The sequence below is a fragment of the Wolbachia endosymbiont (group A) of Anomoia purmunda genome (assembly GCF_947251545.1).
Taxonomy (GTDB): Bacteria; Pseudomonadota; Alphaproteobacteria; order Rickettsiales; family Anaplasmataceae; genus Wolbachia.
Window position 1 is genome coordinate 1,427,831 of the sequence record NZ_OX366362.1, and the last position, 22,559, is coordinate 1,450,389.

Consider the following 22,559-nt stretch of genomic DNA (forward strand, 5'->3'; position numbering starts at 1 on the left):
ACGCGTATGAATATAGCTACTATCCAATAGCTTAATGCTTCTAAATTGCTTCAAAATTCTGCAATCAACCTGTAAGCTGTTTTTAAATAAAACTAAAGATTCATTATACATTCTTTTCATAAATTCCACTGCTTCTTCAGTAAATCTAAAATCCAAACCCTGTTTTGTAATTTCTATCGAGTCTTCATTTAGCAATTGGCACATTGTTTCTATGCTGCAATCACCAACTCCTATGTTACCAAAAACCATAGCTTTTATGAATGATGAGCCATTAAGTTTTCTCTTTCTTTTTATAAAACCTACTGCAATTGATATTTCGTCTGCTTTTTCATTAAAGAATTCATTGAGGTCTTTTGATAAGCAAGCTATTCTGTCCATTGTAAGTTCTCTCATTCACATATCCAAGAGAACTTATACCTTATTCTTTTCCTTCACTCTATCAATTTTACTTACACTTTTCCTTAACTTGACGCGTATGGTTTGTACAATTGTGCGCCGTGCGCTGCCGAACACTGATTTTTATATGGTTATACAAGAAAAATTAAGGCTTAAAAGGAATTTTAAGTATCAGGACTCAAGGTTTTTATTCCTTCTTAATAAAACATAAAAAGCCCCTTTATCACCATGTTTTTTCGTAGCTTGTTGGTAGTATAGAACCATATGCTGGATTTTAGTATCATTTAACCATTTATTTAAGTTACTCTTTATAGTGTCTGTTTTACCTGTTGCACTGCCGTATCCCGTAATTACCAATAAACATCTATTTCCTGCTCGATAATTTTTGATAATAAAATCTATCAATTTACAGTAAGCATCCTCTATATTATAGCCATGCAAATCGAGCTTATCGCTTATAAAATATTTACCCCTATCAACTTTTGATTTTGTGTTTTGGTCAAGACAAAATGATGAGTTACTATTATTGGTATTAAGAAAATTCCCTTGTAAGTCGGAGGTACCTTTATCAACCATAGACTTTATATTTACTTTATGATCAACTTTCAAAGTAACTTTTCCACATTCTATTGGCTTAACATTTTTTTGCCAATCCAACTCATCGTCCGACATAAACGCATTAATCGAATTGTATAATTTTACAACAATATCCAAACATAGTAAAATGTTGCTTATTCTATAAAAACCCGATTTTCAATAATACGATGAAATCGTCAAAAACTAATGAGAATTTTTGGCTGTATGGAAAGCACACCTGCATTTCAGCACTGAAGAATAAAAATAGGCGGTGTATAGAACTGTTAGCAACAGAAAATTTCTATAGAGAACACGAAAAAGAAATTAGGCAATGTGTAGACAGTAAGGGCATTAAAGTTCGATTAGTAGAAAACAAAATACTTAATGACGTTTTACCCAAAGGTGCTAACCATCAGGGAATTGCTTTAAATGTTGCCCCTATTCTTTATAACTTAAGCATTGAAGAAATAGCAAACTCAAGCGACAGCTCTACTATAGTAATTTTAGATCAAGTCACTGACACACACAATATAGGATCAATTCTTAGAACATCAGCTTGTTTTAATGTTGATGCAGTGGTTTTACCACATAATCATTCACCTGGCGAAAATGCATCTATTGCAAAAGCAGCAAGTGGAGCATTGGATATTGTTCCGCTAATATACGTTACAAATATAGTAAAAACTATGCAGTATTTAAAAAAGGTCGGCTACTGGTGTTACGGGTTTGATTGCAATGCTGGGGAGGATATAGAGGAAATAAAGAGTTTTGGAGAAAAAAGAGTGATCATTTTTGGTTCTGAAGAGAAAGGAATGCGGAGGTTAGTTAAAGAAAATTGTGATTATCTTTTAAAGATCCCAATATCAAACGTAATTGACAGCTTAAATGTTTCAAATGCAGCAGCAATAGGCCTATATTCTATTTATATTAAAACAAATGCCAGCGCATAGCTGTTTATAATAAAAATACTTGATAAAAATGTGGTTTTATATTATAATGTGTTAAATAATGGACAAAAGGAGTTATATTATGTCTTATATGAGAAATGAACAGGATATTCGCTCTCAAGGCGTTTACTATAGCGCTGGGCTTAGAAGTTACCTAACTAAAGTATATAATTACATGGCTTTAGCTTTGGGCGTCACAGGGCTTGTTGCATTCCTAACGGTATTTTCTGGTCTTTTTCAAGTAATTCATTATAATCCTGTGATGCGATTTGTAGTAATGCTATCTCCAGTTGCGCTGGTGTTCTACATGTCTTATAGAATTCAACACCTAAGTGCTCAGTCTACCGTTACTATATTTTTCTCGTTCTCAGTATTAATGGGGCTTTCCTTATCTTATGTTTTCATAGTTTATACTGCAGAAAATATAGCAAGGGCGTTTTTCATTACATCAATCATGTTTGGCTCTATGGCTTTATATGGTAATACTACAAAAAGAGATCTTACAAGTATGGGCTCTTTCTTGATTATGGGAATCTGGGGGTTAATCATTGCGTCTATAGTAAATTTATTCCTTGGAAGTAGTCCTCTCTACTTTGCAATATCATTTATATCAGTAATAGTGTTTACTTTAATGACTGCGTATGATGCTCAAAGAATCAAGGACGTTTATTATAAATATAACGACGGATCAGAAGTCGCTACTACTAAATTGGCAATACTCGGTGCAACTAATCTTTATTTTGACTTTATCAATATATTCCTCAATTTACTCAGGTTACTTAACTTGTTCAACAATAGGGATTAGATGTTTTCCTTTTTAAGGAAAGGCAGTAAGAGTTCTATAGTTTTCTTTTTAATATCTTTAGTTTTTTTGATGTTATGTCTTGCATATGCATCGGTCCCTCTATACAGCATTTTTTGTAAAGCTACCGGGTATGGTGGCACAACAAGAAAAGTGACTAACACAATAACAAGTGGAACTGACCAAAAAATCAGGATTCATTTCAATGCTGATATAATGTCCGATCTACCTTGGGAATTTAAATCAGAAACTAACTACGTTGACGTAAACATAGGAGAACAAAGTTTAGCGTTTTATTACGCAAAAAATCTATCTGATCAGCCTTCATTTGGTATGGCAGTATATAACGTTACGCCTTTCAAAGCAGGTAAGTATTTCAATAAAGTTGCATGCTTTTGTTTTGAAGAACAAATGTTGCTACCAAAACAAAAAGCAGCTATGCCCGTATCTTTCTATATAGATCCTGAGATAATGCTTAATAACAACACAAAAGATTTGAGCGAAATAACACTATCATACACGTTCTTTAAGCTTAAGTAACAAACTTTTTCCTATGTTATCCAAGCAGCGTGAGCTAGAAGAAATGCGTTGTTATTTAAATAATAGTTATGCAATAGATCTATTGAATTGAGCAGGAGCTCTTATTTGCTTTTTGCGCACTGACTTTCTGTGTTTCAGTGTTTGGTATTGCTGAATCAATCAATTCCCATCCTTCATTATTTGCTTCACAAGCATTCCAACATTGAGCCAATTCCTTATTATTTTTTACAGAATCTGGCATTTCTATGTTGGGATTTTTTTCTAATGTATGCTTAATTAGAATCTTACAGCAATCTTCGCAGTTAATTGACTTATCTGTACCATATAATTTAGTAACACAATCTAAAGCGGTATTTCCACCGTAGTGTTTATGTGGGCTATCACTTACCCCAGCTTCTATGAGAGCCTTTAACATGTCTGGAGAACGCGTCAAAGCGCAGGCATGTAAATATCCTTTTTCGCTTTGCACGTTAGCCCCTGCTTTTATTAAAACTTGCGCTAGATTTGGTAAAACGCAAGGTTTGCAATTAATAGCAATAGAAAAGAGACTATCTACTGGAAAGCCATCATAGTCTTTCAAATCAAATTTGTGATCAATATTAAAACCTTTTTTTTCCCAAGAAGTGTATAAATATTTATAATAGTTTTCTCTGCTTGAAGTTCGCATTCCACTTTCTAGCCTTTCTTTTATTTTTTTTATTACATTACTAGTATCTAAATCGTTATCTTCATCCACTTTGTACAACACATTATACAAACCACTATAAAGCGAATTTTCTCTATCCATCATAATTTATACCTTAAAACTATTAATATACGCTTATATAGTATATAAACTCTAAATAACATTTTGCAAAATATTAATTGTTAGATAACATAATCAAAGTTTTTATCTTACATTCATCATGGTTAGAGCTATACAAATAAAAAAAACTGGGGGACCAGAAGTATTAGAATTTGTAGATAAGAGCATAGGTGAGCCAAAAGGCGAGGAAGTCTTAGTGCGTCACACAACTATCGGCTTAAATCGTTATGACTTGGAGCACAGAAAAGGTACGCGCAAAATTAAAAATTTACCATCAGTGCTTGGGGTAGAAGCGGTGGGAGTTATTGAAAAGCTTGGTAAAAAAATCAGTGATGGGTTGAAGGTTGGAGACAGAGTTGGATATTGCACAGCTCCTCCAGGGGCATATTGTGAAAAGCGCATTATACACCAGAAATATCTGATAAAAATCCCAGATGACATATCTGATGAAGTTGCTGCTGCAGTGCTGTTTAAAGGTATGACAGCTCACTATTTAGTTAATCAATCTTATAAAATCATACCTGGTGCTTTCGTGCTAGTTCATGGAGCTAATGGTGGCTTAGGGCAAATAATATGTCAATGGGCAAAGGATAAAAAAGGTGTAGTGATAGGTTCTGTAAGCTCTGATGAAAAAATGAAGATAGCTTTACAAAGTGGCTGCACATACGCAATAAACTGCAATGATAAAGACTTCGTTTCTAAAATTATGGAGATTACGCAAAACAGAGGAGTAGGTGCAGTGTATGACCCCATAGGTTACGCTACAAGCAAGCTCTCTTTTGAATCTTTAGGCAGGTTCGGCATATACGTTTCCTATGGGCAGATATCAGGTAACGCTCCTATTAGTTTTTCTTTACTTAGTTCACGTTCGTTATTTGCAACTGGAACCTCAATATATCATTATAAGCATGATAGATTCACATTAGTGCTTACCACAATGGAAATCTTCGAGATGATAAGAAAAAAACTTTTAACTGTACGGATCAATAAAAAATATAAATTTGATGAAATAATTCAAGCCCATCGCGATATGGAAAATAGAAAAGCGAGTGGGTTAAATATTATTAAAATCTCTCAAATAAATTAGTAATTTAAATTAACCATTCATTAAATTATATCAACTAGAATTGTATCTGTTCAGATGCATGGCTAATGTACAAATACTGAAACAAAAATTTCAGTGCTCCCTTTCTTGTCATTCCAGTGCTTGACACTGGAATCCAGTTTTCTTTACAAATTCACCAAAAGTGCTTCATTCTATAACGCAAAACCCATACTCACCAAACCCAATGCATTACTTGCAATTAAGTTTCCTGGATCCCAGTGTCTGGGCACTGGGATGACACCGTCATAAAGGAACCAGTGTCAGCTACTTTCATGACACCCTTCTGGTAGGCCAAAATCGCAATGTTCGTACAGTTGTGGAATGAATCGCGGTATGACGTCTTAGCTATAGATGCTGGTTTGTGTGATTTCAAGAGAAGCTTAATAGATAAGTTGTGTTTTAAACCAGATTCGGTATTTTAAACTGAACATTTTCAATAATACCACCTGGCATAACTGAAATTTTTACACTCAGGTTTACTTTTAGGTAGTCCATTAATTCATCAACTAATATGTCAGGAGCGGAAGCACCTGCGGTGATTCCTATCTTTTCTACACCCTGAAACCAGCTTTTATTCACACATCTGTAATTATCAATCAAGTAGGCTCTTTTCCCTCTGGCAGTGCACAGATCTAATAAGCGGTTTGAATTTGAGCTATTTTTACTTCCTACAACTAACACCATGTCTACAATTTCAGCTAGCTTTTTAACAGCATTTTGTCTGTTTTGCGTTGCATAGCATATGTCCTTTAAATCTGGACCTGTTATGCTTGGAAACCTGAGCTTTAGGGCAGCAATAATTTCACGGGTATCGTCGATGCTTAACGTGGTTTGTGTAACATAAGATAAATTATCTGGATCTTTAACTTTTAAATTGCGTACGTCCTGCACAGTTTGCACTAAAATGATAGGATTATTTACTCTTCCTCTAATTCCCTTAACTTCTGGATGGTTTTCATGCCCAATGAGAATTAGTTCTTTACCACCGTTTTCATACCTTTTTGCCTCTTTATGCACTTTGCTGACTAAAGGACATGTTGCATCAATCACTTGAATACCCTTTCTTTTTGCCTCAACTTCTATATTTTTTGATACTCCGTGCGCGCTGAAGATCAATATTCCTCCATTATCTTCAATTTCCTCGATACTGTTCACAAAAACCACTCCTTGTCTCTTAAAGTCCTCTACTATATATTTATTGTGAACAATTTCGTGTAGCACATAAACTTGGCACTTGTTTTTGTATTTTTCTAAAGTAATAGCTAATATGTCCACAGCTCTTTTTACCCCGGCACAAAAACCTCGCGGCTCAGCTAAGATAATTTCCATTTTGTCAAATCAAGTAAATATGCAAGCATTACTTAAAAATAAGCTCCGCTCACTGTGTTTTATAGTACCATTATTTACGTTTTATATAATAATTATTTTTCGCATATTCTCTTTAACATTTGATCAACCTACTACTTCAGAAAATTTTAGAAAAGATAATATAGTACATAAACAACCTGATATTTTAGATAAAAATGGAGTGGTAATAGCAACAAATGTGCCCACAACATCACTATATACAGATGCAACCAAAGTAAAGAATCCGGAAAGTATAGCAGTACAACTGTGTTCTATTTTGAATGATCTTGAATACGAGAATTTATATAGAGTACTTACTTCAAAAAAGAAATTTGCTTGGGTAAAACGGCACTTGACTCCAAAAGAACTGTTAGCAATAAAAAACGCCGGCGTGCCAGGAATAAACTTCTATAACGATGTAAAACGTATATATCCTCACAGTAATTTATTTTCACACGTGCTTGGTTACACTGACATAGATGGTAACGGTATTGCAGGAGTTGAGGCATATATAAGTAAAAACAAACAACATTCTGTTATCCAAGTACCTGATATACAGTTGTATGAATGTTGCAACTTGAAAGCAATGCCTGCACAGCAATCCCCCACACAACAGATCCAGTGCGTGACACTGGGATCCAGATATAAAAATACTGACAAATTACGTGATGAACAACGGATTCCAGAAACATATGTCAAAAACAATGTTTGTGATGAAATTGCGCATAAAACTGGATTCCAGTGTCAGTGCACTGGAATGACACCAGACCAAGCTTCTGCACAATCTTCTGTCATCCGACAGGGATGGTCACGCTCTGCTGATCAATATGTTCAACTATCCTTAGATACACGAGTGCAAAGCATAGTGCATGAAGAGCTAACTAAAGCTGTAAGCAGATATCAGGCACTCGGCGGAGTTGGAATTGTTTTAAATGTGAGAAATAGTGAAGTCATCTCGATGGTCAGTCTACCTGATTTTAATCCCAACCTACAGAATAAGGCAGAAGACGTACAAAAGTTTAATCGCGCCAGTCTTGGGGTGTATGAGATGGGGTCGGTATTAAAATACTTTACAATAGCCGCAGCGCTTGATGCAAACGTTACAAAAACTAGCGATTTATATGACGTATCAACACCAATCACCATTGGAAAGTATAAAATTCAGGATTTTCACAAATCTAAAATTCCAAAAATTACTGTGCAAGATATATTTGTAAAATCATCCAACATTGGTGCAGCAAAAATTGCAGTCAAATTAGGTATTGAAAAACAGGTAGAATACTTTAAAGCTATGAAGCTATTTTCTCCTTTGAGAATAGAAATACCAGAAAAATCTACACCGATAATCCCGGATAAATGGAGTGAAAACACTTTAATAACAGCATCTTATGGTTATGGCATAGCTGTAACTCCTATACATCTTGCACAAACTGCAGCAGCATTAATCAACAATGGGATATTTCATAATGCAACCTTGATGTTGAATAAAAGAAGTATAGGAGAGCAAATTATCTCAAGAAGAACTTCCAGGGAAATGAGAAAATTATTACGCGCAGCAGTAACAGATGGCACTGGCAGAAAAGCAAAAATAAAGGCATATTCAATAGGAGGAAAAACTGGATCGGCGGAAAAAGTTGTAGATGGTAAATATAGTAAAGATGCAAACATAGCGTCATTTATAGGAGTGCTGACTATGCTTGACCCAAGGTATATAGTGCTAATTGCTATTGATGAACCTCAAGGAATGCACCACACCGGGGGAATAATTGCTGCGCCTATAGTAAAAAACATTATAAATAAAATAGCACCTATACTAAATGTTACACCTGAGATGTAAAGATTATGATTGCTTTACTATAACTTCAAATCTATCATTACCAAAATCCTTATTAATATACCAAGAACCATCATCTTTAGTTACAAATTCAAGACCTTTAAGGTCTCTTTTTATTGTCTTTCCATTTTGACCATCAATAGCGATATTAATATCGAATGTAATAACGTCTAGATTTATCATAGCTTCTTTCCCGCTGCACGAATTTAGACTGAACTTGCCTAACATGACATCATTAAAACTCACTTCCCGTGTATAGACATCACACTGACCGTCCATACAACACGTAGTTTCAATATAGAAAAGGTCTGACATATAAAACACCTTACGTTTATAAAAAAAGAACTAAATATATATAGCTACTACGCCATACCGCTATAGTCAGTAAAGCTAGAGCACTTTAGCTATAATACAGCTAGGAATGTAAAATTCAACAGTTAATTGTGTAAGGAAGTCTAAATTACTATATCTTAGAGGAATGGTTGTTTAGTTTTTTTGTTAATCTTTTTTACCATGCTGTCAATCATATGCTTTATCCCTTGATATACAGAGTATGTACTTTCGTCGCTACGCATATAAGCAGAACAGGAAAATACATTATACTCTTCGTCTTCTATTGATAACCCTGTATCGCACTTTATGTGTTTGCCGCCAAGCTTCTCTATCAACTGTTCTTTGTCATCTCCTATAGTTACCTTAATCTCACTTTTTCCTTTACCTATCTTGCTACTTAAAATTGAAACAATGATGGCTGGAGATATGCATATTGCTCCTATTGGCTTTTTTGTAACAAAAAATTCTGAAACTAATCTTTCAAATTCAGGCATTATTGTCACCATGTCTTTATTTTCAGCTAAGTCAGATAAATTTTTGGCAACCCCATATCCACCAGGTACAACTAGCATGTCAAAATTTTCAGCTTTGGCTTCTTTTAAGTCATATATTTCGCCTCTTGCGATTCTTGCTGATTCTGCAAGCACATTCCTTTTTTCTTTCACTGCCTCCTTTGTTTTATGATTCATAACTTGTGTGATATTGATGTCAGGTGCAAAGCATTTAACATCCACTTCCTGCTGATCAAGCACAAGCAGACTTAAAACCGCTTCTCTTACCTCTGCACCGTCAAGGTGACCACACCCTGATAAAACCACAGCAGCTTTTAATTTTTTTTCACCCATAAAGTACCTTGATTTCATATAATCTAGATATTTTAATACAAATTCTATATTTGGAAAGGGGTATGTTATATCAATTATAATATAATTAATAACTAGTATGTATAATTAGGCATATTTATAATTGATAAGAATTGAATATGGTACAAGGTGGTGCAGCAGGTACTGGTAACCATACGCGTCAAGTTAAGGAAAAGTGTAAGTAAAATTGATAGAGTGAAGGAAAAGAATAAGGTATAAGTTCTCTTGGATATGTGAATGAGAGAACTTACAATGGACAGAATAGCTTGCTTATCAAAAGACCTCAATGAATTCTTTAATGAAAAAGCAGACGAAATATCAATTGCAGTAGGTTTTATAAAAAGAAAGAGAAAACTTAATGGCTCATCATTCATAAAAGCTATGGTTTTTGGTAACATAGGAGTTGGTGATTGCAGCATAGAAACAATGTGCCAATTGCTAAATGAAGACTCGATAGAAATTACAAAACAGGGTTTGGATTTTAGATTTACTGAAGAAGCAGTGGAATTTATGAAAAGAATGTATAATGAATCTTTAGTTTTATTTAAAAACAGCTTACAGGTTGATTGCAGAATTTTGAAGCAATTTAGAAGCATTAAGCTATTGGATAGTAGCTATATTCATACGCGTCAAGTTAAGAAGCAAGGGTAAGAAAATTCAATGAACTTAAGGTGGATACTCTAGTTTTTCTATATCTATCTTTCACAGAAAATTGTGACCAGTCTGTGGTAAGTTTTTTCAGGAAAATTCTCAAATTATTAATTTTACTGCTTAACGCTAAAAACAACTCCCTAATCCTTCTTTTTAATTCAATGAATGCCTTTGTTAAACTCAGCTCTGTATTCTCTTTCAGTTTTATACAACCAACTATTCCATGAAATATAAGAATTGCGCACAATTTAGCGTATAGTTCACATAATACTCTGTATGGTTTTCCTTTAAGTTCGTCAAGCCTGATGTGACTCTTATACAATTTAAATAATAATTCAATCTGCCATCTTACCCTGTAAACTGTTAATACTTGTTCAGCGCTGATTTTACTCTCTGGAACGTTAGTTATGAATATCGACCAATCCAGCAATTTTTGATTCTTTTGAGAAGATGTATATCCATGTGATTTTGCTAACTTATTAGCCCTTCTTCTTCTAATTATAGACTGTTCTTCAGTTAATTTTTGACATATAATTCTCACTTTAATTTTTACTTCTTTTCCTAATAGCACTTCCATCTCTAGAAGGGATTGACCTTCTAAACATTCCAACAACTCTATTTTTTGATTTGTTTCTATATCATATATATTGGTATCAGACTTATAACGACTAACAAAATATGCACCTGCTTCATCAATCTGTTTAAAAGAACTAGGCACAAAGTAGCACAAATCAAATATTAGCAAATCATTGGCTGATAAACCGTTCAGATAATCCCTATAACCTTGATCCGACCTTATTCCTTCTATTAAATTTAACTTATCTAGCGCTTGGTTCAGGTAATCAAAGACTAACTGCAGCTTTATTCCTGATTTGGTATTACTCTCACAATCTCTATAGCTACTCCCATATCCTTTGTACATATCTTCCATGCTACTGGGCAGGCTAATATAATCCAAACCCTGTTTTGTAATTTCTATCGAGTCTTCATTTAGCAATTGGCACATTGTTTCTATGCTGCAATCACCAACTCCTATGTTACCAAAAACCATAGCTTTTATGAATGATGAGCCATTAAGTTTTCTCTTTCTTTTTATAAAACCTACTGCAATTGATATTTCGTCTGCTTTTTCATTAAAGAATTCATTGAGGTCTTTTGATAAGCAAGCTATTCTGTCCATTGTAAGTTCTCTCATTCACATATCCAAGAGAACTTATACCTTATTCTTTTCCTTCACTCTATCAATTTTACTTACACTTTTCCTTAACTTGACGCGTATGGTTTGCTAATAATCCTGCTGCTTGTGCATATGCAAGTGGTAAAAGGTTAGTTCCAAATGATGAGATTATACTGCTATCAATAGGTACTGGTGGAACAAATAGAAGTATAAAGTATGCTAACTCAAGGAGATTTGGCAAAATAGGGTGGATCAAGCCACTACTGAATGTGATGTTTGCTTCTGGATTGGATTGCGTTGATTATCAACTAGAACAAGTAATAGATGATAAATACATAAGAATACAATCGCAATTGAAAGTAGCATCGACTGAGATGGACAATATTACCATACGCGTCAAGTTAAGGAAAAGTGTAAGTAAAATTGATAGAGTGAAGGAAAAGAATAAGGTATAAGTTCTCTTGGATATGTGAATGAGAGAACTTACAATGGACAGAATAGCTTGCTTATCAAAAGACCTCAATGAATTCTTTAATGAAAAAGCAGACGAAATATCAATTGCAGTAGGTTTTATAAAAAGAAAGAGAAAACTTAATGGCTCATCATTCATAAAAGCTATGGTTTTTGGTAACATAGGAGTTGGTGATTGCAGCATAGAAACAATGTGCCAATTGCTAAATGAAGACTCGATAGAAATTACAAAACAGGGTTTGGATTATATTAGCCTGCCCAGTAGCATGGAAGATATGTACAAAGGATATGGGAGTAGCTATAGAGATTGTGAGAGTAATACCAAATCAGGAATAAAGCTGCAGTTAGTCTTTGATTACCTGAACCAAGCGCTAGATAAGTTAAATTTAATAGAAGGAATAAGGTCGGATCAAGGTTATAGGGATTATCTGAACGGTTTATCAGCCAATGATTTGCTAATATTTGATTTGTGCTACTTTGTGCCTAGTTCTTTTAAACAGATTGATGAAGCAGGTGCATATTTTGTTAGTCGTTATAAGTCTGATACCAATATATATGATATAGAAACAAATCAAAAAATAGAGTTGTTGGAATGTTTAGAAGGTCAATCCCTTCTAGAGATGGAAGTGCTATTAGGAAAAGAAGTAAAAATTAAAGTGAGAATTATATGTCAAAAATTAACTGAAGAACAGTCTATAATTAGAAGAAGAAGGGCTAATAAGTTAGCAAAATCACATGGATATACATCTTCTCAAAAGAATCAAAAATTGCTGGATTGGTCGATATTCATAACTAACGTTCCAGAGAGTAAAATCAGCGCTGAACAAGTATTAACAGTTTACAGGGTAAGATGGCAGATTGAATTATTATTTAAATTGTATAAGAGTCACATCAGGCTTGACGAACTTAAAGGAAAACCATACAGAGTATTATGTGAACTATACGCTAAATTGTGCGCAATTCTTATATTTCATGGAATAGTTGGTTGTATAAAACTGAAAGAGAATACAGAGCTGAGTTTAACAAAGGCATTCATTGAATTAAAAAGAAGGATTAGGGAGTTGTTTTTAGCGTTAAGCAGTAAAATTAATAATTTGAGAATTTTCCTGAAAAAACTTACCACAGACTGGTCACAATTTTCTGTGAAAGATAGATATAGAAAAACTAGAGTATCCACCTTAAGTTCATTGAATTTTCTTACCCTTGCTTCTTAACTTGACGCGTATGGACAATATTACACTCAAAAATATCAAATTTCTTCAGCAAGAGGCAAGTAAAATGATAGAGGATAACCAGAAAGTGATAGACAAATTCTGCAAGCAAAATCCAAAACTATAACTGAGCTAGAAAAACGAAATAAGCGAGTTTCTAGTATCTACTTTAATAAATTTACTAAAATATTTTTTTAATATTATATATTGAATACAGAAGCACAAGAATTTCATTCAGCAATGCAGATAATTAATTATATAATTACCTTCGTTGATGTTTTAATATATTGTGTGGAAATCAGTACACTACTGTTGCTTTTAATTCAGGTTAAGTTTTGGAAGCGTGATTTTCAAGTTCCTCAATAGATAAATCTGCTATTTTAGAAATAGCATCAACAGAAACGTCCAGCATACGTAGATTATTTGCAACCTTTATTGCCTCTGCTTTGTAAATCGGGAATGTTGCTACCAAATGTTGACATTAAACTTTATGATATGAGGTATCTTTGATGTTTTTACGCTACTAAATTCATGATATCCATCTCTTGGCGATTTAAGCCTATTTTTAGAGTATTTATAAAAAGACGATAAGAACCCTTCTACATCTAAAGCCTAAAATGCAATTCTCAGATGATCTCTGACAGACGTTTTTTTCATCAACACATTCAAAACAATAAAAAGATTGAATATTTCTTCACAATTGTGTATAATAATTAATGCTTTTTAAGTGGATTTCCTATGGCTCTTTCTAAGTTTCTTGATGCGCGTAATGATTATGCCTTTAAAAAGAATGTTGGCTACTGAGAAGAATGAAGACATCATCATCAGCAAAAAAACAGAGAAAATTGATGTAACTACTTAAGGCAGGTGTCTCTATTGCAGCTGAGACAGCTGATCACTCATGATCAAATAAAAAAGTTATAAGCACACAGATTGGATTACAGTATCTTTTTTAAGAAGAAGATTTATCTTGCTTAAAAACTTGTAGATACTATACTTTACATAAATTCTTCATGCGAGGCATTTATGTTTACTAATAGAATATCTAATAATCTGGATCAGCTACAATTTTTTGTAGATTTTTTAAATGAAAATTATGAAACTCACAAACATCTTAGTCTTACACCACTACATTTAGCAGCAGGAAATGGTCAGTTGGATTTAGTCAACACTTTATTAGGAGAGGGTTTAGATATTAACTCAGAGATTAAGTACGATGGCTTTACGCCACTGTATTTTGCAATTACAAAAAATCGCTTAGAGATGGTTAACTTTCTTATTGCTCATGGAGCAGATGTAAACCATAAGGTCATTCTAGGCTTTACACCTTTAAGTTTTGCGTCCCAGCAAGGATATTTAGATATAGTCAACACCTTGATTGCAAATGGAGCAGATCTTAGTACTAAAACAGATAAACTTAATACACCTTTACACCTAGCAGCAGAGAATGGTCATCTAGATATAGTAAATGTTTTTATTGAAAAGGGATTAGATGTTAATGCTGTAAATAATGATCGAGCAAGACCTTTGCATTCTGCAGTACAAAATGGTAACCTCGAAGTAGTTAAAGCTCTTATTTCACAAGGGTCTAATATTAACGCTGGATCTTCAGGCATAGGTAATTGTAAAGTTGATGCAAACATTACACCCTTACATCTGGGAACACAAACTGGTAGGTTAGATATAGTTAAAGTTCTGCTTGAAGCGGGAGCAAACGTTAATGCAAAAACAGATGATAAGATTACACCTCTACATTTAGCGTCTCAAAATGGCTTTTTAGAGTTAGTAGACATTTTACTAAAAGCAAAATCTAATGTTAATGCTAAGGATTATGAGAATCTTACACCTCTACATTTAGCAGCAGAACATAATCACTTTGGAGTAGTTAAGTCTCTTCTTCTCGTAAGGGGAATTGATGTTAATGCTAAAGGCCACGATAATTCCACAGCTTTACATATAGGATCTCAGAATGGTCACTTAGAAGTAGTGAAGCTACTAATAGAGAAAAAAGCCAATGTTAATGCTAAAAAAAACGAAGGTTTTACACCTTTGCATCTAGCAATTCAGCAAAGTCATTTCGAGGTGAGTGATTTTTTAATTAAAAATGGAGCAAACATTAACACCGTGGATGATCAGAATTGGACTCCTTTACATAATGCAGCATATAATGGTTTTTCTTTAAAAATAGTAGAGAGCTTAATTGCAAAAGGAGCAAATATAAATGCAAAGATGGATAATGGTAGAAGAGCTCTACATTTGGCAGCAGAATATAATCACTTGGAAATAATGAATTTCTTGATTGAAAATGGAGCAGATATTAATGCTCTAGATAACAGAAGTTGGACTCCTCTACATTGTGCAGCATATGATGGTAATTTAGAAGTTGTTAAATCTTTGCTTGATAAAGGAGCAGGCATTAATGCTAAAACAGTTAAAAGCACTACACCTCTACACTTTGCAGTAGACCATGATCATTTAGAGGTGGTTGAATTGCTCTTAGAAAAGGAAGCAGATATTAATGCTTTAGATCACACAAATTGGACTCCTTTACATTTTGCAGCAGAAAAAGGTTATGATCAGATAGCAACCGTTCTATTGAAACATGGTGCTGATGTAAATGTAAAAGAAAATCAAAATAAAGGCACAGCCCTACATCTTGCAGCTCAATATGGTCATCCTAAGGTAGTCAAAACTCTTATTATAAGTGGAGCAGATGTTAATGCAAAAATGGATAAAAATGCTACACCTTTACACTTAGGGGCACAAATTGGTAATTTAGATATAGTTAGGTCTCTGCTTATTAGCGGAGCATACTTTAATGCTAGAGCTGAAGGAGGTAGATATGTTTTACCATTACACTTTGCGGAAAGAAGAGGAAACCCAGAAGTCATAAAATTACTAAAATTGGTTGAGAAGTTATTTAAGGCTATAGAAGATAATAATTATTTAGGAATTGAGAGTTCCATTAGAGATGGAGCAATAATTGATTCGAAAAACGTGGATGGAAGAACGCCATTACATTATGCTGTTAATAATGGGCAAATAAAAGTTGTAAATATCTTGCTAGCAAATGGAGCTGATGCTACTAAAGTTACTAACAAAGGTAATACACCATTACACACTGCTGCTTCCAAAGGTCATAAAGAAATTATTGAAGCTTTGTTACAACGTGTAAGCCACAATAAATTGAGTGATTTTATTAATGCTAAAACAATAGTTAAAGGCACTGCATCGTTGCATGTTGCTACTGAAAATAGCTTTTTTGAAGCTGTAAAGTCTTTGTTGAAACATGGTGCAATTTATAACATCAAGAATAAGGAAGGTAAAATACCACTTGATCTTTCTCGAGACCAGAATATTACTAACCTATTGAAATTAGTAGAAGAGCTGTTTGAGAATGCAAAAAATGGTAATGTTGAAATTATCAGTAAGCTGAAAGCAATAAAACCTGATGAGCGCGTAGCTGTAACAAATGCTCGTGATGATCAAGGCAAGTCATTACTCCAGGTTGCAGTAATCAATAAACACTCAAACTTTGCAAGTAGATTATTAGAAATATTAAAAAGTCCAGATCAGAGTTTACAAGATGTCAGCGTAGAAAATCGAGTAAAGAGTTTAAAGTTATAGCTCTCTTAAATGAAACTCTAATGAGGGTGCCAAGATCTAGAAAATATACAAAAATTACAGTGGGCTTTACATCTTACTAATTATGAATTAACTTACTACCTAATCAATTCCTGAGTTATGTATGAGTAACATTTTGATAATATTAGCAGCAGGAAAGAGCAGTAGAATGAATTCTGAATATTCAAAAGCGTTGCACCAAGTGGGAAATCTTACTCTTTTAGAACATATAATTTCTAATGCAAAATCGCTGAGTCTAAAAAGCTTATCAATTGTTGTTAATGAGTCTCTTCTAAAAGATTTACAAAGGTTTGATATCCTAAAAGGTATAATCGATCAATACAATATAAAACTAATAATTCAAGAAGATATTACAGGCACTGGCACTGCAGTTAAAATTGCTCTAGAAAATCTGGAGGAGTTATCTGATCAAGACGTAGTTTTAATACAGTATGGAGACACTCCCTTTATATCTAGTGATACAGTTATGAAAATGACTGATTGTTTAAAGTATAATAATTTAGTTCTTCTTGGATTCAATAGTCAAGATGAACAATATGGAAGATTAGTAATTGATAATTACGGCAATGTTCAAAAAATCCTAAAAAATGGAGATAAAATGCTTCTTGCAAACTCTGGAATAATAGCTTCATATGCTAAAGATCTTTTTACCTTAGTAAAAGAAATAAAATTTAATAATTCGACCAATGAATATTGTCTTAATGATATAGTACCCATTGCAGCAAACAATAACTTGAGTGTAGGTTATGTAGTTTCTGATGAAAGAGAAGCAATGGGAGTAAATAATAAAGAGGATTTGATTAAAGCCGAACACTATTTTCAAAAAAGAAGGCAGCCAACTTTTCTTTCATAACTACATTTTTTTATTCATTAATTTAAGTTGACATTTGTGTTATACTGGTTTTATAATACCTTTTGATTCTTACCTGTAAGATAATTGGTACGACAAATTTTCCTAGTTGTAGTGAGAGGGTATACATGGCAATATTAATAACAGGTGCTGCAGGTTTGATAGGGTTGACCTTGGTGAAAAAGTTAGAAAACCAAGGCCATGAAGTAATAAGCTGCGATATTAGGTTTCGCGATAATCCACTCAGTTTTTTTTTAGAAGATGTAGTATCACTACTTGCTAAGTGTACAGGAATTATTCATCTGGCTGCAATTTCTCGAGTGATACATGGTGAACTTTATCCTCAACTGTGTCAAAAAATTAATGTTGATGGTACAATGCAGTTTTTAGAGTTATGTAAGTCACTTCCAAATAAACCGTGGTTTATATATGCAAGTAGTAGGGAAGTTTATGGAGAGCAGAAGAAACTGCCGGTTACAGAATCTGCTAGTATCAATCCAATAAATAATTATGCCAAAGGTAAAGCATTTATTGAGGAACAAATAACAAGCTTAAAAGATTTTAATGTAGCAATATTACGCTTTTCAAATGTATACGGTGGTTTACTAGATCATAACAGTAGAGTAATTCCCGCACTCTGTATTAATGCATTACGAGGTGATCCAATTAAAATAGAAGGTAAAGAATGTGTTTTTGATTTTACCTATTTGGATGATGTTATAGAGGGTATATGCTTAACTGTTAAATATTTACAAAGCGAAAAATCTTCTCTTCCTGCTATTCATCTTACTACTAATAGCCCATGTACTTTAGAAAACTTAGGAAAAACAATATTAAAAGTCACGAAAAGTGATTCTAGAATTGATTTTTATCCTCCAAGAAATTTTGATGTAACTAAGTTTCATGGTGATTTTACTAGAGCTAAAGAGCTACTTGGTTGGTCTCCAAAACATTCATTAGAAGTAGGATTAAGTAAATTTATAAAAAGTCTACAAAACAATACACAAGAATATCCTAACAATATAGATATGGTAATATATGAAAATATTAAAAGTTATTCATGGTTACCCTCCTTATTATAGTGCTGGTTCAGAGGTTTATAGCCAAACTCTTGCTCATGAACTAGCAAATAACAATGAGGTACAAGTATTTACTAGGTATGAAAATAGCTTTTTACCTGATTTTTATTACACTACAGTCCTAGATAGTAGTGACTCTCGAATCTTACTGCATTTAATTAATATACCCACAGCTAAATATCGTTACAAATTTATCAATGAAGAAGTAGATATACAATTTAAAAGAGTAATAGATAACTTTCAGCCAGATCTTATACATTTTGGTCATCTTAATCATCTATCAATTACTTTACCAGAAATTGCTTTTAAAGAAAATATACCTACAATTTTTACGCTACATGACTTTTGGTTAATGTGTCCAAGAGGAAGGTTTATTCAACGCAATTCTGAAGATTTGTTACAGCTTTGTGATGGACAAAAGGATCAAAAATGTGCAATCCAATGTTACAAAGGATATTTTACAGGAGATGAAGAATTCCTGAATTTAGACATAAATTATTGGGAACAATGGGTTGCAACTAGAATGAAGCACACAAGGAAAATAATAGACTATATAGATTACTTTATTTCCCCATCGAAATTCTTGATGGATAAATTTACTCAGGATTTTAATGTTCCGATAAACAAAATTTCTTATCTTGATTATGGTTTTGATCTCAATCGTCTTAAGAATAGAAATAGAGTACAAGAAAAAGAGTTTATTTTCGGTTATATTGGTACTCATACTCCCGAAAAAGGTGTTGACCTATTACTAAAGGCTTTTTCTCACTTATCATCTAAAGCAAAACTTAGAATTTGGGGAGAAGCAAGAGAAGAAACTAAAGCTTTAAAAGCGATTGCCGATCAGTTTTCACCTGTTGTTAAAGAAAGAATAGAGTGGATGGGAAGTTATGATAATAAGAATATAGTTACTGACGTATTTAATAAAGTTGATGCAATAGTCGTTCCTTCAATTTGGGGTGAAAATTCACCATTAGTAATACATGAAGCACAGCAACTTAGAATACCAGTTATAACAGCCGATTATGGTGGTATGGCAGAATATGTAAGAGATGGACTATTATTTAAGCACAGAGATGCAAGTAGTTTGTCAGAAAAAATGCAAGTCCTATCTACAAATCAGGAGTTATACAATAAACTTACCCAAAAAGGCTATCCTTATACTGAAAATGGAAATATACCTTCTATGAGTGAGCATATTGAGAAACTTAACAAGATTTACCGCAATGCTATTGAAAAGAAAGGCAAATCAGTAGCTTTGAAACCTGGTCCTTGGAGAATTACTTTTGATACTAATCCAGATTACTGCAATCTTGCTTGTATAATGTGCGAATGTTTTTCACCATACAGCAAAGTTAAAGAAGAGAAGAAAGCCAAAGGAATAAAACCTAAGATACTGTCGATAGAAACTATCAGAAAAGTAATTAAGGAGGCAGCTGGCACACCTTTAAGGGAAATCATTCCTTCTACTATGGGTGAGCCTTTAATGTATAAAAGCTTTGATGAAATAATCAATTTGTGCCATGAGTTCGGCCTTAAGCTTAACCTCACAACCAATGGTTCTTTTCCCATTAAAGGAGCTAGAAAATGGGCTGAACTATTGGTACCAATTTTATCTGATGTTAAGATTTCCTGGAATGGGGCAACTAAAGAAACTCATGAAAAAATCATGAAAGGTTCAAAATGGGAAGTAGTGACAGAAAATTTAAAAACTTTCCTTGAAGTTAGAGATAAATACTTTAGCGATACAGGTGAAAGGTGTACCGTTACTTTACAATTAACATTTTTGGAAAGTAATTTACATGAACTCTATGACATAGTTAAGATGGCCATAAAAAATGGCATAGATAGAGTTAAAGGACATCATCTTTGGGCACATTTTGAGGAAATTAAGGATCTATCTATGAGAAGAGATGAATTAGCAATTAGTAGATGGAATACAGAGGTAAGAAGGTTATATGAGCTTAGAGATAATATGCTATTGCCAAATGGTAAAAAGATAAAATTAGAAAATTTTACAATTCTTTCTCAAGAAGGTATTAAGGATTTGGCTCCAGGTGGTCAATGCCCATTTTTAGGTAAAGAAGCATGGATAAACAATGAAGGAAAGTTTAGTCCTTGCTGTGCTCCAGATGAACTCCGTAAGACATTAGGAAATTTTGGTAATGTTAATGAGGTTAAACTCGAGGAAATATGGCAGAGTAGTGAATATCTAAGCTTACAAAAGAATTATTTAAATTATAAATTATGCAAAACATGCAACATGAGAAAACCTTTGATCAATTAATCAAAGATAATCTTAGATCTATTAAAATTTCACCGTGTGAGAGCTTTCACGAATTACTAGGAAATCCTTTGTATGAAAATAGGTTTATAAAGGTTGGTAAATTTCATGAGCCTGGTCTTGCACCGGTTTATGATCAGACAGGTGCTTATCATATCAATGTAAGAGGAGAAGCAGTTTATCATCATAGATTTCTAAAAACTTTTGGATTCTACTTCAATAGAGCAGCTGTAGAAGATGATACAGGGTGTTACCATATTGATTCATCTGGATGTAGAGTATACAAACAGTCTTATCAATGGATTGGAAATTATCAGGAAGATGCTTGTGTAGTTAGAAGACATGATAAATGTTTTCATATTAATTTAAATGGCAACAGGATTTATCAGGAGGAATATGATTATGTTGGAGATTTTAAGGATGGTATCGCTGTAGTCTATAAGGATGGTAAAGCTACACATATTAATCATCATGGAAAGTTAGTACATAATAAATGGTATAAAAAACTTAATGTTTTTCATAAAGGGTATTCTATTGCAGAAGATCAACATGGTTGGTTTCATATAGATATTAATGGTGATCCTGTTTACCAGCAGAGATTTAAAATGGTAGAAGCATTTTATAATGGGATGGCAAAAGTTGAAACTTTTGAAGGTGTGTTAAGACAAATCGATATTACCGGAAATGTAAAGTTTAGTATTTTTGATTTAGGTAAAGAATCTCAAGTGCATAGGATTTCTGCAGAACTTTCAGCCTTTTGGAAAACTTACCTAACAAGCGTTGCTATTGAACTTGATTTGTTAAATATTTTACCTGCAACTATGCCAGTTTTATCTAAAAAGTTAAACATTATCGTACCAAATCTGGAAAGGCTGTTAAGGGCGTTGTGGGAAATAGGGTTTATTGATTACGATAAGGACAAGGACTTATGGCAACTATCATCAAAAGGTAAGTGTTTTAAGGAAATACCATTTTTGCCAAAAGCAGCAACAATGTGGGCAAGAGTTGCCGCTGAAAAGAATTGGTTAAAGATTGCCGATATACTAAAACAGAAGTCAATCTCTTCATTTGAATCTTTTAAGGAAAGAGAAGCATCAGAAGATAAGAAAATAGCATTTTACCAAGCATTGCTAGGATATTCTAGGTTTGATACTAAAGAGTTTAATTCTAGGATTAATATAGATGGTGCTAAGAATATATTGCTATTTGGTGTACACTCTTTATTTCTTGCTTATTCTGATATACACAATAAAGGTTCTATAGGACTATATAACGAACATAAAGTACCAAGACAGTTAGTAGAAAATTTAAAAGTCAAACTTATAACTCAGGAAGAACTATCAGTTACAAATTATGAATTAGGTGTCTTTTGCCGCTTTCTACAGCACTATGATGATGATAAAGTATTGTCTTATTTAAATTTGGTCAAAGGAATATCTCGTATTTTATTGATAGAAACTATTTTAGATTACCGCTCTCCAGCTGGAGGCTCTGTAGATATTAATGTAATGGTTGAAACAGGAGGTAAACTAAGAACATTAAGCGATTGGGAAAAAATACTCAAACAAGTAAAAGGATTCAAAATTTCTTCTGTTGTACCTTTAACAGATTACTTATCAGTCATTGATGTCAGGTGTTAATCA

At 33.4% G+C, this 22,559-nt stretch carries 19 protein-coding genes and 5 pseudogenes; 16 read left to right on the forward strand and 8 right to left on the reverse strand.

Annotated features, from left to right (window positions below):
* Positions 1–9: 9 nt before the first annotated feature.
* Both OPR57_RS07355 and OPR57_RS07360 read right to left on the reverse strand, forming a co-directional pair.
* Positions 10–378, reverse strand: a pseudogene (locus tag OPR57_RS07355) (IS4 family transposase); the annotation flags it as partial.
* A gap of 189 nt (positions 379–567) precedes the next feature.
* Entirely contained in the window at positions 568–1,068 is a 501-nt protein-coding gene (locus OPR57_RS07360; RefSeq protein ID WP_265036479.1) for a Smr/MutS family protein, read from the reverse strand.
* A gap of 92 nt (positions 1,069–1,160) precedes the next feature.
* On the opposite strand from OPR57_RS07360, the gene rlmB reads away from it, so the two are divergent.
* From rlmB to OPR57_RS07375, 3 genes are all read left to right on the forward strand, one after another.
* Positions 1,161–1,922: a 23S rRNA (guanosine(2251)-2'-O)-methyltransferase RlmB gene (gene rlmB / locus OPR57_RS07365; RefSeq protein WP_265036480.1), complete on the forward strand. Its 762-nt coding sequence runs from the start codon at positions 1,161–1,163 to the stop codon at positions 1,920–1,922.
* 79 nt (positions 1,923–2,001) lie between these two features.
* A complete protein-coding gene (locus tag OPR57_RS07370; protein WP_265036481.1) occupies positions 2,002–2,724 on the forward strand; it encodes a Bax inhibitor-1/YccA family protein in 723 nt (240 codons plus the stop codon).
* On the forward strand, positions 2,725–3,261 hold the full coding sequence (locus OPR57_RS07375) for a cytochrome c oxidase assembly protein (RefSeq protein WP_265036482.1): 537 nt from the start codon (positions 2,725–2,727) through the stop codon (positions 3,259–3,261).
* 79 nt (positions 3,262–3,340) lie between these two features.
* Here OPR57_RS07375 and OPR57_RS07380 read toward each other — a convergent pair whose 3' ends face one another.
* Positions 3,341–4,051 (reverse strand): ankyrin repeat domain-containing protein, encoded by a 711-nt coding sequence (locus OPR57_RS07380; RefSeq protein WP_265036483.1) that lies wholly within the window; start codon positions 4,049–4,051, stop codon positions 3,341–3,343.
* A gap of 115 nt (positions 4,052–4,166) precedes the next feature.
* Here OPR57_RS07380 and OPR57_RS07385 point away from each other — a divergent pair, with 115 nt between their 5' ends.
* Positions 4,167–5,153 carry a quinone oxidoreductase family protein gene (locus OPR57_RS07385; RefSeq protein ID WP_265036484.1) on the forward strand — a complete coding sequence of 329 codons (987 nt, stop codon included), beginning with the start codon at positions 4,167–4,169 and terminating at the stop codon, positions 5,151–5,153.
* Positions 5,154–5,246: 93 nt separating this feature from the next.
* A complete protein-coding gene (locus tag OPR57_RS08110) occupies positions 5,247–5,420 on the forward strand; it encodes a hypothetical protein (RefSeq protein ID WP_265036485.1) in 174 nt (57 codons plus the stop codon).
* Here the strand turns inward: OPR57_RS08110 and OPR57_RS07395 are convergent.
* Together OPR57_RS07395 and ispH are read right to left on the reverse strand one after the other, a co-directional pair.
* Positions 5,371–5,544: a hypothetical protein gene (locus OPR57_RS07395; protein WP_265036486.1), complete on the reverse strand. Its 174-nt coding sequence runs from the start codon at positions 5,542–5,544 to the stop codon at positions 5,371–5,373. The genes OPR57_RS08110 and OPR57_RS07395 overlap by 50 nt on opposite strands.
* Positions 5,545–5,570: 26 nt before the next feature.
* Positions 5,571–6,500 carry a 4-hydroxy-3-methylbut-2-enyl diphosphate reductase gene (gene ispH, locus OPR57_RS07400; protein ID WP_265036487.1) on the reverse strand — a complete coding sequence of 310 codons (930 nt, stop codon included), beginning with the start codon at positions 6,498–6,500 and terminating at the stop codon, positions 5,571–5,573.
* 19 nt (positions 6,501–6,519) lie between these two features.
* On the opposite strand from ispH, the gene OPR57_RS07405 reads away from it, so the two are divergent.
* Complete coding sequence (locus OPR57_RS07405) at positions 6,520–8,355, forward strand: peptidoglycan D,D-transpeptidase FtsI family protein (RefSeq protein ID WP_265036488.1); 1,836 nt, start codon at positions 6,520–6,522, stop codon at positions 8,353–8,355.
* Between the two features lie 3 nt (positions 8,356–8,358).
* On the opposite strand, the gene OPR57_RS07410 is transcribed toward OPR57_RS07405, so the two are convergent.
* Together OPR57_RS07410 and elbB are read right to left on the reverse strand one after the other, a co-directional pair.
* Complete coding sequence (locus tag OPR57_RS07410) at positions 8,359–8,631, reverse strand: hypothetical protein (RefSeq protein ID WP_265036489.1); 273 nt, start codon at positions 8,629–8,631, stop codon at positions 8,359–8,361.
* Positions 8,632–8,822: 191 nt separating this feature from the next.
* Entirely contained in the window at positions 8,823–9,530 is a 708-nt protein-coding gene (elbB, locus tag OPR57_RS07415; RefSeq protein WP_265036490.1) for an isoprenoid biosynthesis glyoxalase ElbB, read from the reverse strand.
* Between the two features lie 270 nt (positions 9,531–9,800).
* Here elbB and OPR57_RS07420 point away from each other — a divergent pair.
* Positions 9,801–10,169: pseudogene (locus OPR57_RS07420) on the forward strand (IS4 family transposase); the annotation flags it as partial.
* 13 nt (positions 10,170–10,182) lie between these two features.
* On the opposite strand, the gene OPR57_RS07425 reads toward OPR57_RS07420, so the two are convergent.
* A complete protein-coding gene (locus OPR57_RS07425) occupies positions 10,183–11,379 on the reverse strand; it encodes an IS4 family transposase (protein WP_406831627.1) in 1,197 nt (398 codons plus the stop codon).
* Positions 11,380–11,480: 101 nt separating this feature from the next.
* Between OPR57_RS07425 and OPR57_RS07430 the strand changes: the two are divergent.
* From OPR57_RS07430 to OPR57_RS07465, 9 genes and pseudogenes are all read left to right on the forward strand, one after another.
* Positions 11,481–11,831 (forward strand): annotated as a pseudogene (locus OPR57_RS07430) (patatin-like phospholipase family protein); the annotation flags it as partial.
* Between the two features lie 33 nt (positions 11,832–11,864).
* On the forward strand, positions 11,865–13,061 hold the full coding sequence (locus tag OPR57_RS07435) for an IS4 family transposase (protein ID WP_406831627.1): 1,197 nt from the start codon (positions 11,865–11,867) through the stop codon (positions 13,059–13,061).
* Between the two features lie 10 nt (positions 13,062–13,071).
* Positions 13,072–13,185: pseudogene (locus OPR57_RS07440) on the forward strand (patatin-like phospholipase family protein); the annotation flags it as partial.
* 611 nt (positions 13,186–13,796) lie between these two features.
* Positions 13,797–13,884: pseudogene (locus OPR57_RS07945) on the forward strand (Rpn family recombination-promoting nuclease/putative transposase); the annotation flags it as partial.
* A gap of 200 nt (positions 13,885–14,084) precedes the next feature.
* Positions 14,085–16,685 (forward strand): ankyrin repeat domain-containing protein, encoded by a 2,601-nt coding sequence (locus OPR57_RS07445; protein WP_265036491.1) that lies wholly within the window; start codon positions 14,085–14,087, stop codon positions 16,683–16,685.
* A 121-nt stretch (positions 16,686–16,806) separates the two neighbouring features.
* A complete protein-coding gene (locus OPR57_RS07450) occupies positions 16,807–17,556 on the forward strand; it encodes an NTP transferase domain-containing protein (protein ID WP_265036492.1) in 750 nt (249 codons plus the stop codon).
* Positions 17,557–17,681: 125 nt separating this feature from the next.
* Positions 17,682–18,635: an NAD-dependent epimerase/dehydratase family protein gene (locus tag OPR57_RS07455; RefSeq protein WP_265036493.1), complete on the forward strand. Its 954-nt coding sequence runs from the start codon at positions 17,682–17,684 to the stop codon at positions 18,633–18,635.
* A complete protein-coding gene (locus OPR57_RS07460) occupies positions 18,592–20,919 on the forward strand; it encodes a glycosyltransferase (RefSeq protein ID WP_265036494.1) in 2,328 nt (775 codons plus the stop codon). Before OPR57_RS07455 ends, OPR57_RS07460 begins: the two co-directional genes overlap by 44 nt.
* Positions 20,880–22,556 carry a WG repeat-containing protein gene (locus OPR57_RS07465; RefSeq protein WP_265036495.1) on the forward strand — a complete coding sequence of 559 codons (1,677 nt, stop codon included), beginning with the start codon at positions 20,880–20,882 and terminating at the stop codon, positions 22,554–22,556. Before OPR57_RS07460 ends, OPR57_RS07465 begins: the two co-directional genes overlap by 40 nt.
* Positions 22,557–22,559 lie beyond the last annotated feature (3 nt).

What these genes read in the sequence shown, in the direction of transcription:
- OPR57_RS07405 (WP_265036488.1), top strand. Translation starts at nt 6,520, where the DNA reads ATGCAAGCATTACTTAAAAATAAGCTCCGCTCACTGTGTTTTATAGTA.
- OPR57_RS07455 (WP_265036493.1), top strand. Translation starts at nt 17,682, where the DNA reads ATGGCAATATTAATAACAGGTGCTGCAGGTTTGATAGGGTTGACCTTG.
- OPR57_RS07460 (WP_265036494.1), top strand. Translation starts at nt 18,592, where the DNA reads ATGAAAATATTAAAAGTTATTCATGGTTACCCTCCTTATTATAGTGCT.
- OPR57_RS07435 (WP_406831627.1), top strand. Translation starts at nt 11,865, where the DNA reads ATGGACAGAATAGCTTGCTTATCAAAAGACCTCAATGAATTCTTTAAT.
- ispH (WP_265036487.1), bottom strand. Translation starts at nt 6,500, where the DNA reads ATGGAAATTATCTTAGCTGAGCCGCGAGGTTTTTGTGCCGGGGTAAAA.
- OPR57_RS07465 (WP_265036495.1), top strand. Translation starts at nt 20,880, where the DNA reads ATGCAAAACATGCAACATGAGAAAACCTTTGATCAATTAATCAAAGAT.
- OPR57_RS07425 (WP_406831627.1), bottom strand. Translation starts at nt 11,379, where the DNA reads ATGGACAGAATAGCTTGCTTATCAAAAGACCTCAATGAATTCTTTAAT.
- OPR57_RS07375 (WP_265036482.1), top strand. Translation starts at nt 2,725, where the DNA reads ATGTTTTCCTTTTTAAGGAAAGGCAGTAAGAGTTCTATAGTTTTCTTT.
- rlmB (WP_265036480.1), top strand. Translation starts at nt 1,161, where the DNA reads ATGAAATCGTCAAAAACTAATGAGAATTTTTGGCTGTATGGAAAGCAC.
- OPR57_RS07450 (WP_265036492.1), top strand. Translation starts at nt 16,807, where the DNA reads ATGAGTAACATTTTGATAATATTAGCAGCAGGAAAGAGCAGTAGAATG.
- OPR57_RS07385 (WP_265036484.1), top strand. Translation starts at nt 4,167, where the DNA reads ATGGTTAGAGCTATACAAATAAAAAAAACTGGGGGACCAGAAGTATTA.
- OPR57_RS07380 (WP_265036483.1), bottom strand. Translation starts at nt 4,051, where the DNA reads ATGATGGATAGAGAAAATTCGCTTTATAGTGGTTTGTATAATGTGTTG.
- elbB (WP_265036490.1), bottom strand. Translation starts at nt 9,530, where the DNA reads ATGGGTGAAAAAAAATTAAAAGCTGCTGTGGTTTTATCAGGGTGTGGT.
- OPR57_RS07445 (WP_265036491.1), top strand. Translation starts at nt 14,085, where the DNA reads ATGTTTACTAATAGAATATCTAATAATCTGGATCAGCTACAATTTTTT.
- OPR57_RS07360 (WP_265036479.1), bottom strand. Translation starts at nt 1,068, where the DNA reads ATGTCGGACGATGAGTTGGATTGGCAAAAAAATGTTAAGCCAATAGAA.
- OPR57_RS07410 (WP_265036489.1), bottom strand. Translation starts at nt 8,631, where the DNA reads ATGGACGGTCAGTGTGATGTCTATACACGGGAAGTGAGTTTTAATGAT.
- OPR57_RS07370 (WP_265036481.1), top strand. Translation starts at nt 2,002, where the DNA reads ATGTCTTATATGAGAAATGAACAGGATATTCGCTCTCAAGGCGTTTAC.